Annotated in this window: 12 protein-coding genes and 2 pseudogenes; 10 read left to right on the top strand and 4 right to left on the bottom strand. The window is 36.1% G+C overall.

Going from position 1 to position 14,954, the window contains the following annotated elements; translation table 11 throughout:
* Position 1: 1 nt before the first annotated feature.
* Both ACEPXG_RS15485 and ACEPXG_RS15480 read left to right on the top strand, forming a co-directional pair.
* Positions 2-1,429 (top strand): DUF1116 domain-containing protein, encoded by a 1,428-nt coding sequence (locus ACEPXG_RS15485; RefSeq protein ID WP_391204279.1) that lies wholly within the window; start codon positions 2-4, stop codon positions 1,427-1,429.
* A gap of 144 nt (positions 1,430-1,573) precedes the next feature.
* Positions 1,574-2,608, top strand: a pseudogene (locus ACEPXG_RS15480) (ankyrin repeat domain-containing protein); the annotation flags it as partial.
* On the opposite strand, the gene ACEPXG_RS15475 reads toward ACEPXG_RS15480, so the two are convergent.
* A complete protein-coding gene (locus ACEPXG_RS15475) occupies positions 2,578-2,646 on the bottom strand; it encodes a hypothetical protein (RefSeq protein ID WP_391209952.1) in 69 nt (22 codons plus the stop codon). The pseudogene ACEPXG_RS15480 and the gene ACEPXG_RS15475 sit on opposite strands and share 31 nt — an antisense overlap.
* Before the next feature lie 99 nt (positions 2,647-2,745).
* On the opposite strand from ACEPXG_RS15475, the gene arcC reads away from it, so the two are divergent.
* The 3 genes from arcC to ACEPXG_RS15460 all read left to right on the top strand — a co-directional run bounded on the left by arcC (position 2,746) and on the right by ACEPXG_RS15460 (position 6,137).
* Positions 2,746-3,714, top strand: a complete 969-nt coding sequence (gene arcC, locus ACEPXG_RS15470) for a carbamate kinase (RefSeq protein WP_391117605.1) — start codon at positions 2,746-2,748, stop codon at positions 3,712-3,714.
* 312 nt (positions 3,715-4,026) lie between these two features.
* The gene (locus ACEPXG_RS15465; RefSeq protein WP_391204276.1) at positions 4,027-5,568 is read left to right on the top strand and encodes a xanthine permease; all 1,542 of its coding nucleotides are present in this window, start codon (positions 4,027-4,029) and stop codon (positions 5,566-5,568) included.
* 101 nt (positions 5,569-5,669) lie between these two features.
* A complete protein-coding gene (locus ACEPXG_RS15460; protein ID WP_391204273.1) occupies positions 5,670-6,137 on the top strand; it encodes a nucleoside deaminase in 468 nt (155 codons plus the stop codon).
* 79 nt (positions 6,138-6,216) lie between these two features.
* On the opposite strand, the gene ACEPXG_RS15455 is transcribed toward ACEPXG_RS15460, so the two are convergent.
* Positions 6,217-7,101: an alpha/beta hydrolase gene (locus tag ACEPXG_RS15455; RefSeq protein WP_391204270.1), complete on the bottom strand. Its 885-nt coding sequence runs from the start codon at positions 7,099-7,101 to the stop codon at positions 6,217-6,219.
* A gap of 226 nt (positions 7,102-7,327) precedes the next feature.
* Between ACEPXG_RS15455 and ACEPXG_RS15450 the strand changes: the two genes are divergently transcribed.
* The 4 genes and pseudogenes from ACEPXG_RS15450 to ACEPXG_RS15435 form a co-directional block, all read left to right on the top strand.
* Complete coding sequence (locus tag ACEPXG_RS15450) at positions 7,328-8,566, top strand: M20 family metallo-hydrolase (protein ID WP_391204267.1); 1,239 nt, start codon at positions 7,328-7,330, stop codon at positions 8,564-8,566.
* Positions 8,567-8,769: 203 nt separating this feature from the next.
* Positions 8,770-9,387 carry a hypothetical protein gene (locus ACEPXG_RS15445; protein ID WP_391204264.1) on the top strand — a complete coding sequence of 206 codons (618 nt, stop codon included), beginning with the start codon at positions 8,770-8,772 and terminating at the stop codon, positions 9,385-9,387.
* Between the two features lie 81 nt (positions 9,388-9,468).
* The gene (locus ACEPXG_RS15440) at positions 9,469-11,064 is read left to right on the top strand and encodes a catalase (protein WP_391204261.1); all 1,596 of its coding nucleotides are present in this window, start codon (positions 9,469-9,471) and stop codon (positions 11,062-11,064) included.
* 1,003 nt (positions 11,065-12,067) lie between these two features.
* Positions 12,068-12,224: pseudogene (locus ACEPXG_RS15435) on the top strand (IS5/IS1182 family transposase); the annotation flags it as partial.
* 146 nt (positions 12,225-12,370) lie between these two features.
* On the opposite strand, the gene ACEPXG_RS15430 reads toward ACEPXG_RS15435, so the two are convergent.
* On the bottom strand, positions 12,371-13,387 hold the full coding sequence (locus tag ACEPXG_RS15430; RefSeq protein WP_391204258.1) for a DUF4179 domain-containing protein: 1,017 nt from the start codon (positions 13,385-13,387) through the stop codon (positions 12,371-12,373).
* Complete coding sequence (locus ACEPXG_RS15425; protein ID WP_391204255.1) at positions 13,363-13,905, bottom strand: sigma-70 family RNA polymerase sigma factor; 543 nt, start codon at positions 13,903-13,905, stop codon at positions 13,363-13,365. Before ACEPXG_RS15425 ends, ACEPXG_RS15430 begins: the two co-directional genes overlap by 25 nt.
* Positions 13,906-14,102: 197 nt before the next feature.
* Here ACEPXG_RS15425 and ACEPXG_RS15420 point away from each other — a divergent pair, with 197 nt between their 5' ends.
* On the top strand, positions 14,103-14,855 hold the full coding sequence (locus tag ACEPXG_RS15420) for an exodeoxyribonuclease III (protein ID WP_391204251.1): 753 nt from the start codon (positions 14,103-14,105) through the stop codon (positions 14,853-14,855).
* Positions 14,856-14,954: the final 99 nt, after the last annotated feature.

Here is a 14,954-nt window from a genome sequence, read left to right as displayed (position 1 = left end):
CATGAGTAAAATTAACGAACTATTTAATGAAAAAATAAATGTCATTAACGTGGGTATTGAATCCTTCAAAGATGACATGATAAAACAGAATGCTACTGTAACACATTTAGAGTGGATGCCACCAGGTAGAGGAAACCCGGAAATTATTGCTGCACTTGATAAATTAGAGGAACCGACAATTGCAGAAAAAATTGAAGAAGCAAATAAACTTGCGGTGGAGAGAATTGTTAACTCACAACCCGTATTAATCGGCTTTGATCAAGCAATCAATGTTGTTCCTGGTATGACGAAGACAACTATTTTACATGCTGGGCCACCTATTACTTGGGACAAAATGAATGGACCAATGAAAGGCGCAGTAACTGGAGCAATAGTATTTGAAGGCTTAGCTAAAGATATTGAAGAAGCAGAAAAATTAGCTGCATCCGGAGAAATTACTTTCTCTCCTTGTCATGAGCATAACTGTGTTGGTTCAATGGCTGGTGTAACTTCTGCGTCAATGTTTATGCATATTGTTGAAAACAAAACATACGGAAATATTGCGTACACAAATTTAAGTGAGCAATTATCAAAAATTTTACGTATGGGTGCGAATGATGATAGTGTTATCAATCGTTTAATTTGGATGCGCGATGTATTAGGTCCAATATTACGTGATGCAATGAAACTAAGTGCAAATGGTATTGACTTACGCCTAATGCTTGCACAAGCACTTCATATGGGTGATGAGTGTCATAACCGTAACATTGCGGGTACAACATTACTTATCCAGGCTTTGACGCCTTTAATTATTCAAACAGATTTTACAACTGAGCAGAAAAAAGAAGTGTTTGAGTTTGTAGCAAGTAGTGACTATTTCTCAGGTCCAACTTGGATGGCTCTATGTAAATGTGCACTAGATGCTGCTCATGGTATCGAGAACAGTACAGTCGTGACGACAATGGCACGTAATGGAGTAGAATTTGGTATTCGTATAAGTGGTATTTCTGGTAACACATGGTTTACTGGACCAGCTCAAAAAGTAATCGGTCCAATGTTTGCTGGTTACAAACCAGAGGATTCTGGACTGGATATTGGTGACAGTGCTATTACGGAAACTTACGGAATTGGAGGATTTGCAATGGCAACCGCTCCTGCGATCGTTGCACTTGTAGGTGGAACAGTTGAAGATGCAATTAACTTTTCCACAAAAATGAAAGAAATCACAACTACTGAAAATCAAAACGTTACTATTCCAATGTTAAATTTCATGGGAATTCCAACTGGAATCGATGTTCGGAAAGTGATTCAAACTGGAATTATGCCAATTATTAATACAGCAATTGCGCATAAAGACGCGGGAATTGGAATGATTGGTGCAGGTATTACCAACCCACCGGTGGAAGCTTTTGAGAAAGCCATTCTAGCGTTAAGCGAAAACATTAAGTAAGCAAAATTATAAATTTAAGATGATCACCTTAGACTGTTTTGATCGATTAAGGCTAGGAATTGATCGATTCCTAGCTTTTCATCTAAAAGTCATATCAACTGTCTAAAAAAGGAGAGAAAAATTGTGGATAATCAATCCTTACATATGGAACTTATTAAATCGAGTGAATTAGGAGAACTTTCTACTATAGAAAAGTTGTTACAGGATGGTGCAAGCGTTGATTTTAAAGACGATGCTGGACGTACTGCTTTAATGGCAGCTACTCAAAAAAATCAAGTAGCGGCTGTGAAGATCTTAATTGAAGCTGGAAGTGATGTAAATACGAGAGATATTACACAACTATCTCCGTTTATTTGCTCAGCAGCAAATGGTTTTCATGAAATACTGCGATTGATGATTAGCGGTGGCGCCGAATTAAACAGTGTAAATCGTTTTGGAGGAACTGCTTTACTACCTTCAAGCGAAAAAGGTTATTTAAAAACAGTGCAAATCTGTCTTGATGCAGGAGTTCCAGTTAACCATGTCAATAATTTAGGTTGGTCGGCATTACTTGAATCCGTAATTTTAGGGAATGGTGGTCGCTTATATTCTGATATCATTCAAACACTTGTAGATGCTAGTGCGGATGTAAATTTAGAGGATCGCGATGGAAAGTCATCCCTTCAACATGCGAAAGAACTAATCCAACCAAAAGTAGTTAGTATTCTTGAAAGAGAGCTATACGAAAATGATGAGTATATAAAAAATGCTAAGCTATTTGCCAAAATGGATAAATACGAGGATGCAATTTCGGAAATGGACACAGCATTAGAATTAGACAATCAAAATACAGATTACATCTATTATAAAGGCTATTTCCTACAAGAGTTAAAACAATATAAAAAAGCTCTTGAAGAGTTCAACAAAGCTTTATCGATAAATCCAAATGACTTAGACTTTTATTTTTACACAGCAAATTGTTTGAGATTGTGGAAAAAACCCGAAGAAGCTTTGGCTGAATACGATAAAGCATGTGATATCAATCCGAATGAATCATTCTACCGTTACCATAAATCAAATTATTTAAGAGAGCTTGGAAGACATGAAGAAGCTGTTATTGAAATGGATAAACTTTTAACACTTCAACCAAATAGATATGACTTCTCCTTTCATAAAGCAAACAGTCTAAGATCTTTAGGCAAGCATGAGGAAGCTATAGGAGCAATTGAGAATGCAATTAAGAATGATCCAACAAATCCTTTATATCATTCTCATAAAGAACAATCGATTGAATTACTAAAAAGATAAGGTAATTAAGCATTATAGGGGGAATTCAAGTGGGGGAAGTAACAATTGTTGCCATTGGAGGCAATGCGTTAGTTAAAGAAAATGGACTAGATTCGATACAAGATCAATATGAAGCAGTACAAGAAACAGTAGTACATATTGCTGATATGGTAGAAGCGGGATATAAAGTAGTCGTTACACATGGTAATGGACCTCAAGTGGGATTCGGATTAAGACGATCTGAAATTGCAAATGAAGTAGCAGGCATGCCTGCAATGCCACTTGTTAATTGTGTAGCAGATACACAAGGTGGTATTGGATACCAAATTCAACAAGCAATGACAAACGAATTTGCAAAAAGAGGACTAAACAAAAAAGTTGCTACAATAATAACTCAAGTAGAGGTAAGTTCAGATGATCCAAATTTTGAAAATCCAACAAAACCAGTAGGATCATTCTTTACATTAGAGCAATCTGAAAAAATGAAAGAAGAACATCCTGACTGGAAATTCATCGAAGATTCAGGTCGTGGCTATAGAAGAGTTGTTCCATCTCCAAAACCAATTAATATTGTTGAAAAAGATGCTATTAAATTGTTAATAGATTCTGATTTTGTTGTTATTGCTGTTGGAGGCGGGGGAATTCCTGTTGTAAAATTAGCTAATAATACGTACGAAGGTATTGATGCTGTAATTGACAAAGACTTTGCTACAAGTTTACTAGCAGAGCAAATAGATGCTGAGACATTAATTATTACAACTGGTGTTTCAAGAGTATGTATTAACTTCGGTAAACCTAATCAACGTGCTTTAGATAAGATTTCAATTGAAGAAACAAAACAATTTATGGAAGAAAATCATTTCCCAGCTGGAAGTATGCTCCCAAAAATTGAAGCGAGCTTAAGCTTCCTAGAGAAAAAAGGGAAGAGAGTAATTATTACAAACCCAGAAAGCTTGAAAGAGGCAATTAAAGAAGAAGCAGGTACACATATTATTAAAGAACAAATCGCAGTGCTATAAGTTATTTTGGGAAGACTTCTAGATAAATAGAATCTTCCCAAATAACTCATTTTCTTAATCCAAATTTTATTAATTTCATATAAAAATGTTAAATTTATCTATTAATTATTCGAATACCTTTGTATAAAACGCCTAACGAATGCACCTATTTTTGGTTTATCTATACGATGACAACTTAGCGCTTTCTGTTAATATACAAGTATAAAGTAATGATTATTCAAATAAATGAAAACGCTACCATGAAAATGTAAATTGGCTGAGAATCAATTACTAGAATAATTGTTTATTAATAAAATGCAAGGAGTGTTAGTCATGGAGAATGTTCGCTTTTGGAAAAAAGGAGATATTGCTGCTTCTTTCGGTTTATTCGTTAACGTATTGACAGACTTTTTGGTTATGATTTCTTTATTAATTGGTGTAGTTGGCATGCCAACTGATTTTGTTTTTAAACGGATTGTTCCTGGCTTTGGACTTGCGGTATTGCTATCCGGTATTATTTTTGCCTATTTTGCCTATAAATTAGCAAAGAAAACAGGTAGAACAGATGTTACCGCATTACCATCAGGTTCCAGTTCACCTGGTATTTTTCTTATCGTATTTGTAATTATGCTTCCTTTATATCATCAAACACAGGATGCTGTTTTCACAACATCGGTAGCAGTGCTTTGGGGCTTTATCGAGGCATCCATTTTATTTTTAGGTGCATTCATAGGAGATACGATTAGAAGGCTTGTCCCAAAAACTGTATTGTTAGCATCCTTGGCAGGTTTGGCATTCGTATTCTTAGGTATGAACCCAATGCTACAATCTTTTGAAATGCCCGTTGTGGCATTTGTTGCCATAATTGTAATTTTTATGAACTGGTTAAGTAGACATCCAATATTCAAAAAAATACCTACAGGTGCATTATTGATCCTAATTGGAACTTCAATTGCTTGGATAGCTGGATATCAAAATCCTGCTGATGTTACTGAAGCTCTAAAATCATTCGGATTTAATCCTCCTAAGTTGCATTTAAATGGGCTTTTCGACCATATTGAAGCTGCTTTGCCATATTTATTAACTGCTATACCTTTAGGTTTATCGAACTTTATTTTTAATCTGGAAAACGTTGAAGCTGCTGCTGTTGTTGGGGATGAATACAATACTAGAGACGTTATGCTTGCAAACGGTTTTTCTACTGCAATAGGTGGCATTTTTGGTAACCCATTCCCGGTAACAGTATATGTAGGACATGCTGGTTGGAAAGAAGTTGGTGCAGGTTTAGGCTATTCCATTGCTAGCTCTCTTGCCATATTCTTATTATCGATTTTCAGTCTAATGGGTCTATTACTAGCTGTTGTTCCAATTGCTGCTATTGTTCCGATGCTCGTGTTTATTGCGATTGTAACAGGACATCAAGTTGTTAAAGAAAGTCCAAAATTTGAAGCTCCAGCAATATTTGTATGTTTCTTCCCATGGGTTGCTAACTGGGCACTTGTTGCTGTTAATAATGCACTTTCAGCTACTGGTATGTCGGTAGGCGAGGGTGCCGATCAAGTTTCTTCACTTGCCCTGCACAATGCTGGACTTTTCTACGATGGTTTGGTCGCTCTAGGTAATGGTGCTCCTATTACTAGTGTACTTTGGGGTTCTATAGCTGTATTTACTATCCGTAACACGCCTATTGGTGCTATAGTAGCTGCAGTGCTTGGAGCTGTTTTATCTTTTGTAGGTGCAATTCATACAAGCACAATCGGAATTGCGCAAGATACTGCTATGCCTTTCGTTATTGGATACCTACTAATGGCAGTACTCTTAGCTTATAAACTATATGTAAATAAGAAAGAAAATATCGGTCCTGTTACAGAGTAAAATGGAAGCTCGTGTATAATTTTTCTATTTTTACACGCTCGAAGTGAGAGAATTCAACATCTATTAATAAAATAATTCGAGAGTATTCGGAGGGTTATAAAATGGATTACATGAAATTAGCGGTAGACGCAACAATTGAAGGTATGGATAAAGGACATGGCGGTCCATTTGGGGCGACTATCGTTCGTGGCGATGAAGTTATCGCAGCAGTAAGTAACACAATGATGAAAGATACGGATCCATCTGCACATGCTGAAATGGTAGCTATCCGAGTAGCTTGTGAAAAATTAGGTACAATGGATTTATCGGATTGCGTAATTTATGCAACATGTGAACCATGCCCAATGTGTATGGGAGCAATCATTTGGTCAGGTGTAAAAGAAGTTCACTATTGTAGCACAAGACATGATGCAGATACACATGGCTTTTCAGATATACATCTTCGTGAGTATTTAGACGGTTCAGATGAAAGTGTAGTAAATATGATTAAAGTAGAAGATCGTGAAGACTGCGACAATTTATGGGAACATTTTCATAAATTGAACGAAGAGAAAGTAACTTCTATTTAAATAAAATTACATTAGGTCAACCCGTAAACATAAAATAACCTTTGCCCAAAGAATGTTTGGGACAAAGGTTATTTTCGTGTTAGTCAGTTAAATGGACATGAAGGAAGTCAATAACCTCTTGCAGCGCATCTTGAACAACGGGGTTATGGAAATCCTTTTCAAACACATGCTCTCCATTTGGAATTGTAATTAACTTAGCTTTCACGTTTTCTTTAATTAATGCAGCTCTCATAAAAACAGATTGCAAGTATGGTACATCAACGTCATTTGTTCCATGTAACAATAATGTTGGTGGATAATCCTTTGTAACATGATGAATTGGGCAATATTTTAAAAGTGCCTCTTTATTAATGGTAGGATTAATACCTGTTACTTCTTGAACCCATTCACCAGTTTGTCTAGCATATAAATATAGAAGAAAGCGATCTTCAACAGAAGCTTCTGTAATTACGTCATCGGTAATAATATGTTTTGTCATCTCTTTTGAAACTAAATCTTTTTGACAATAAAAACTGTTTGGGCTTGTTGCCCAATCCGCACTAATATCCCCGTATCCATAGAATGATACAATTGCACGTGGTTTATTTTTGAATGTACCCGTACTAAGTGCTAGAAAACCACCAGCAGAACTACCTACAATCGCAATGTTCTTGGCATCGATAGAAAACTGCTTTGATGCTTCTAACTCAATCCAATTTAAAGCATCTTGTATGTCCTCTAAAATATACGATAGTTTTGTTTCAGGAGCTAATCTATAATTAATTGAAAACAAGCCATATCCATTTTTGGTGTATAATTCAATCATTTCTTCACTTAGTTCTTCTTTTGTCCCCCAAAGTAATCCGCCTCCATGAATGTAAACAACAACTGGGGCATTGGGACTGGTTGTATCATAAAAATCAGCTTCTAATGTAAAACGTTCACCTTTTTTATAAATGACGGTATGTCTCATATCGATATTCACTTCCAATCACTAAATGTATCGAAGTCCAGTATATCACTAAACAGTAGGGTATTCATTGTGTACCATGCACAATAAATGAAGAGACATCTTGGTTCCGTTCCACAATGACAGTCTAGTGGAAATTGTATAAAATGAAGATAGAAGTACCATTTGGCTAGTTTCGACTTTTTTCACTCTTATGGATGTTAAATAGGCATAATGAATAATAGGAGAGGGGGATACTTGTATGAAGAGTAAGAAAAGATATGAGTTATTATTTAATAATATTAACCAATACAACTCCGGTGAAAAGGGAATAACAAGAATTGCATATTCAAATGAAGAGCAGACTTGCACCCACGCGTTTATGCGCATGTGTATGGCCGAGCATTTAGATATTAGAATGGATCAATGTGGAAATGTTATTGCAAGAAGAAAAGGTAGGATAGAAGGTCTACCACCTGTAGTAATGGGTTCTCATCTTGATACAGTCTACCAAGGTGGAAAATATGATGGCGTCGTTGGTGTAACAGCTGCTTTAGAAGTAATTAAACGATTAAATGAAAAAGGTGTTGAAACGGATCATCCGATTGAAATTATTTCATTTGCTTGTGAAGAATCTGCACGATTCGGAGTGTCGACAGTAGGTAGCAAAGCGATGGCTGGTCAATTCGATCATAATAGATACCGGAATCTAGTGGATAAGGACGGAATTACAATGGAAAAGGCATTTGCTTTATGTGCCTTGGATTTTAAGAGTGTGGAACAAGCAAGCAGAGTGGATGAACAGTTTAAAGCATTTTTTGAATTGCATATAGAGCAAGGTCCTGTATTAATAAATAATGATAAGAAAATTGGGATTGTTACAGGAATTGCTGCACCTGTAAGACTGCATGTGAAAATAATGGGGAAAGCATCCCATTCGGGAACGACACCTATGAATATGAGAAAAGACGCTCTTCTTGGCGCTTCTGAAATCTCGTTAGCACTTGAAAGCGCTGCAAAAAGTGAAGAGGATTTTGGAACAGTTGCGACTATTGGAGTTTTAAATGTCCATAATGGTGCGATGAACGTAGTGCCTGGAGAAGTAGAAATGAAAATAGACATAAGATCTACCTCTCTTCCATCGAGGCAAAGAGTCCTGGACTATTTAAATCAAACCATTGCAAACGTAAAGAAGAATAGACAGCTGGATATTGAAAGCATCGAGATCAGTTCGGAAGAGCCAGTACTTCTATCGAAGGAAATAAATGAAGTTTTAAAAAATATTTGCGAAGAAAAGAACATTTCTAATCAAATAATGCAAAGCGGGGCAGGGCATGATGCTATGAACATGACCAAGTTATGCCCGGTTGGATTAATCTTTATCCCATCAATTGATGGCCTTAGTCATCATCCAAACGAATATACTCCGCTAGATGATGTGATGATAGGTATTGATATTCTTGAAGAAGCGATTCTGCATTATGCAATGATAAATAATTAAAAAATGCCAATGGAAAATGAAAATTTTCTCTGGCATTTTTATTTTGTAAATAAAAGTGTAGCTCTTGTAGGACTTTTTAAATCTTTATATAAACTGGTGTTTCTTCTGTTTCTACGTCTTAGGTCTTATACATTTTCCTTCTCTAGCCCGTGTGGAAAAAGTTTCATATAAGGGATGATTAAGATAACAGATTAGGGGGCAAAATGTTTCCTGTGAACGGGGTGGAGGAAATCGAGAAAAACATTTATATTATGTTGAGTAATACGGGTACATTATTTTCAAAGGCGATAGGTGTGTATACGAGAAAAGATTTAAATCATACATCGATAGCTTTTGATGAGCAACTCTTTGAGATGTATAGTTTTGGAAGGAAAAATAAGCATAATCCCTTTAACGGTGGATTTATAAGAGAAGATGCAACGAATGGAATTTTTAAGAGTGCTACATGTGCAATTTATCAGTGCAGAGTGAACTCCCAAGAATATAAGCAAATGAGAAATAAAATCCGGCGAATGGAACAGCAAAAAGAGCTATATAAATATAATCTAATTGGATTATTTGGTTTAGCAATGAATATAAAAATAGAACGAGCACATGCTTTTTTTTGTTCGCAATTTGTTGCCACCATTATAAATGAATGCCAATCATCAAAATTACAAGTAGCTCCATGCTTCGTGCAACCTCATCATTTTGAACAACTTCCTTCCTTAAAACTTATGTACAAAGGGCAACTGCAAACGTATATTTGTACCAACCGTGTTAATGAAAAGGCTTTTCAAAATAGTACATGGGATAAATATGTATATCAAATGCAAGCTTAAACCAAAGTGGAATATTTACATTCCTTTCTGGACATTATGTAGAAGAGTGAAGATTCTATATACGGTTTAGGAGGACGAAAGGTGACAAAAGATCAATCCAACCATGAAACAAATGTGGAAAATGAGGATACGTTAACAAATAGGCAAGGCCATCCAATCACGAACAACCAAAACATAAGAACAGTAGGCAACAGAGGGCCTGCAACACTAGAAAATTATGATTTCATCGAAAAAATTAGCCATTTTGATAGAGAACGAATTCCAGAACGTGTTGTGCACGCTCGAGGTGCAGGGGCCCACGGTTATTTCGAAGCATACGGAGCGGCTGGTGATGAAGATATTTCTAAATATACACGTGCAAAATTGTTTCAAGAAAAAGGAAAACAGACCCCTGTTTTCGTTCGTTTTTCTTCTGTTATTCATGGAGGGCATTCGCCAGAAACATTGCGAGATCCACGCGGATTTGCCGTGAAGTTTTACACAGAGGATGGAAACTGGGACCTAGTTGGGAACAATTTAAAAATTTTCTTTATTCGAGATGCGATAAAATTTCCAGATATGATTCATGCTTTTAAACCAGATCCGGTTACCAATATTCAAGATTCCGAGCGGTTTTTCGATTTTTGTGCAAGTTCTCCAGAATCATTTCACATGGTAACGTTTATTTATTCGCCTTGGGGCATTCCTGCAAACTACCGAATGATGCAAGGTTCCGGTGTAAATACGTATAAGTGGGTGAATAAACATGGAAAAGCAGTGCTAGTAAAGTATCACTGGAAACCGAAGCAAGGCATTCGAAATTTGACACAAAAAGAAGCAGAAGAAATACAAGCGAAAAATTTTAATCATGCGACGCAAGATTTATACGATGCTATTGAAAAAGGGGACTTTCCAGAGTGGGAACTTCTTGTTCAAATAATGAGCGATGACGATCACCCCGAACTGGATTTCGATCCGCTTGACGATACGAAACTTTGGCCAGAAGATCAGTTTCCATGGATGGCAGTAGGGAAAATGGTGTTAAACAGAAACCCTGAAGATTATTTTATGGAAGTAGAGCAAGTTGCATTTGGAACAGGTGTATTAGTTGATGGCCTTGATTTCTCTGATGATAAAATGTTGCAGGGGCGCACCTTTTCATACTCTGATACACAAAGGCATCGTGTAGGAGCGAATTATTTACAGTTACCAATTAATTCGCCGAAAAAACGTGTAGCAACCAATCAATCTGGCGGGCAAATGGCATATAGACTGGACAGGGGCCCTTTCCAAAATCCGCATATCAATTACGAACCATCTATATTAGATGGTCTCCAAGAAGCAGAGCAACTTGGCGAAGAGTATACACCAATGATTAAAGGAAACTTAGTGCGACAATCCATCGATAGGAATAATAACACAAAGCAAGCTGGAGAAACATATCGCAATTTTGAACAATGGGAAAAAACCGAACTCATTGCCAATCTTGTAAATGACCTATCTAATTGTGATAAACGAATTCAAGAAAAAATAATTGCACTAGCCCAAGAAGCAGATAAAGATTATGGTCACCACTTGCGGGAAGGTCTTGCGCATGCTAAAAAAGATGGGTCGACCAATAAGCCTCTAGGCAATCGAGACGGCGACGATGCACCTAAAGAAGCAATAGAAAAGAGTAATGAAGCAGAACGATACTAATAGCTTGCCTCACTTTCTAGAATAATGGAAAGTGAGGTATTTCTACTTTTGGAGGTAGGAATCTCAGAAAATCCAGGAGTATCTCAGAAAATCTTGGGGTATCTCATAAAATCTCGGAGTATCTCATAAAATCCCGGGCGTATCTCAGGAAAACCCAATCGTAGTTCATAAAATCTCTTGGGAATTCAAAAGAGTATCTTAATTTGTCCACTACTTATATTGTTTTAATTTATCATTGGTCTCGGTAACTATTTAATGTAAAATCGTTCACCTTTTCCTTGATTTAATATACAGAATTTTCAATAAAATATTAGCGATTTGTTTTCCAAAATAGTGTAAACTTAGAAAATAGATATTTGAAGGAGATGTTATCTATGAGTATGTTCGTTTTTATTGCTATCTCTTTGATCGTAATGGTATTTGCTGCTTTTATTGGAGTTGGAGTTTATCTTTTAATCAAGATGGCGAAGAAATAAAAAACGTGACTCTATAAATGGAGGGTGCTGAAAAAGTCCAATCTTTTAAATTGACTCTGTTAAATTATACTTTTACTTTCCGTTACAAGCGGACGCTTTCCGTGAGCGGTCCGTGAGCCTCCTCGTCGCTAGCTCCTGCGGGGTCTCACCTGGACGCACTTTTGAGGCCACTGAAAAAGTGACTAAATATTTGAATTTGAAAATCCTGAAAATTCTTACCCCCACTTTCTTAGGTAAAAACCTTGAGAATAAGCAGAATCCTCCCCACTTTAGTAGCTAAAAATAGCACTTTTTTGGGAATGAGTTTTTATGAAATTTTCATTTTCGGGAAAATTGGACTTTTTCAGTGGCCTCCACACTTTTCCCGCTGGGGTCGCCGCCTTCCGCTTCAATCAAGTAAATGTTTCAAAATCAACCCTTACATCTAACATAGCTTTAAATTTAAGCGTTCCATATCTCGATTCATTAGAGATATGGAACGCTTTTTTTTTATTATAAGAGTATCAATGTATGTAGATGGTTTCCAAATGATCTCCAATCAAGAAATACTCAATCTCAGCCCATATGCGGCAATATACGATATTTTTGTTTCAAAAGATAATATGCTTCGCCAAATGAATGAATTAGTGGACTTTTCATTCATTCTCGAAGAACTAAAAACAAAATATTGCCTAGATAATAATGAAAAAACAATCAAGTTTACAATGGCATTAGAACTGTTTAAGAAAATGTATACTGATACTATTCAAGAAAGTAATAACAATAACCTTTAGAAAAACCAAATAATAGGAAAGAGCATAACTTATAAAAGTCATGCTCCTTATATGTGTTTAATCTGGTTGTTGACTCAGATCAATGGAGTAAGATAAGTCCTCTAGTTTTTCAAACTGCGGCCTATTTTCAGAACTATAAATAGTAGGAATAATAGACAATTTTTCATATGAACCTTTCCTTGTTGGTAAGATAAACGTAAAATGGGAAGTTAGAAGATTATTCTTAAATTCATACCGTTCGCTACTACCAAACATAACAGGAATATTATTACCATATTCATCTACAATATAGTAATCAAGGCTTTTATCTCGTAGCGATACATAATGATCGACAGTTTGTATCTCATCGAATGTTAGAATAATACTAGATGGATAAATAGACACATCTTTATAAATAATAGATAAATCAGCATTTTGTTTTTCTTTTTGAATATTAAGAACCGTGTGTTTGCCTTTTGGATCGATCGTAATCTGCTTCCATGAATAATCAGTTTTGATGGATAGTTCGAGTTTATCAGGTAAAGGTGTTACTGTATTAAGGACAATGATAGCTGCATAGAAACCATTTGATGCAGCATCTTTCTCCCAATCGATTCGTTGGAATGATCCCCATTTCGAAAGAGATTCGTCGTTTATTTTATAATTCATACGGTCCAATAGTCTTGTGGCTTCCTCCTGGCTTGTAGCTTGTACCTTGTAACTAATCGCCAATCGACTTCCGTCAAACATAGTTTCTTCCATAATTAGTTTGTGTCCATTTACTTGTAATTCTAGGTCATGTTCTTCGGAAATTCCTAGTTTAGCAGAAGTTTTTATTCCCGTATCTCTCGTTTCTATCCATTCAAAAAGTGATCCTACTATTGGAATAGACTGAAGCGTTGCAGCCATTGCTGGTGAAAAGATAGAACCTATAATAATAGATAAAAATAAAACAGCAGCAGCGACAATTCCTGTAATCCGAGCTTTATCCTTTTTTTTCGGTAGCTGTTTAAATGCCGTTTGAATACCCAATTCAACAGTTTTGGGTACATCATCGTTTTGCTTTTTTGTTAAAAATTCTTCCCACTTTTCCATGAATGCTCCTCCGTTTCGTTTTCTGATAGGAATTCCCTCATCTTTTTCTTCGCTCGGTGCATTTTACTTTTTACGGTGTTTTCGGGTAAATCAAGTAACTCTCCAACTTCCCTAATGCTTAATCCAACCGTGTAAAATAGAATTAAAAGTTGTCTATGATCATTTGATAAAAGATTTAATGCTTCTTCCATTTCAAGCTCTTGAGACATTGGCTGCGTATACGATGGTTCCATAATTGAATCTAAAGGAAGGATGTTTTTTTGCTTTCTGATTAGTTGATAACATTCATTCATTACAATTCGCATCAACCAAGTTTTAAAATAGGATGCTTCATTTAACTTATGAATGTTTTGATACGCTTTAATAACACTTTCTTGAATAGCATCTGCACAATCTTCGTCATTTCTTAAAATCGTCTTAGAAACATAGTACATCGCCTGTTTATGTTTTGTGATTAGTAGTTCGAACGAGGCTGTATGACCTTTTTGTGCTTTATTAATTAGTTTGAGTAAGTCCAACTTGTAGGCTCCTTTCTGCACTTATCTCTTAGATGAAGAAAAGAATGGAAAAGTTCCATTATATAAAATTAATTAGTTCATCTTAAGGGTATCACACAAGCATACAAGAGCTATTTTGCATGCATACGATTTTAGCCTTATAATAATAGAAGATAGCCCGGTCTTCTGATCGGGTTTTTATAGTTGGGGGAATACATATGAAACTAGTTTCATGGAATGTGAATGGTTTACGTGCATGTGTGAAAAAAGGATTTTTAGATTATTTCAATGAAGTGAATGCCGATATTTTTTGTTTGCAAGAGACGAAACTGCAGGATGGCCAAATTGAGCTAGAGTTAGATGGATATGAACAGTACTGGAATTACGCGTTGAAAAAAGGTTATTCTGGGACAGCGGTGTTTACGAAAGTGAAACCACTTTCCGTGAAATATGGAGTAGGAGATTTAGAGACTGAAGACGAAGGAAGAATCATCACGCTCGAATTCGCAGACTTTTATTTAGTCAATGTGTATTCACCAAATGCAAAACGTGATTTAGCACGGCTACTGTATAGACTTGAGTGGGAAGATGAGATGCGTGTTTATTTGAAACGATTGGAAGAAGTGAAGCCTGTCATTATGTGTGGAGATTTAAATGTAGCACACGCGGACATAGATTTGAAAAATGCTAACTCTAATAGAGGAAACTCTGGTTTTACGCTAGAGGAACGTGGCAAAATGACGGCTTTACTTGCGGAGGGGTTCGTGGATACTTTCCGTTATTTTTATCCCGAGCAAGAGGGAGCCTATTCATGGTGGTCGTATATGAATAAAGTGAGAGAGCGGAATATTGGATGGAGAATAGATTATTTTATAGCTTCCGATCAACTTGCGCCTATTCTAAAGGATGCTTCAATTGATGCACATGTACTTGGCAGTGATCATTGTCCAGTTATTTTGGAGCTAAAATAACGAATATCCTGGTAATGAAAAGAAATATTCAATATACTGCGGGAAAAGATACAATCCATTACCGAAATAGAGTACAATATTTTTAAATCAACTAATCTG

It is taken from the genome of Psychrobacillus sp. L4 (genome assembly GCF_042944905.1).
Lineage (GTDB): Bacteria > Bacillota > Bacilli > Bacillales_A > Planococcaceae > Psychrobacillus.
This window is presented reverse-complemented; position numbering and strand designations above follow the sequence as displayed.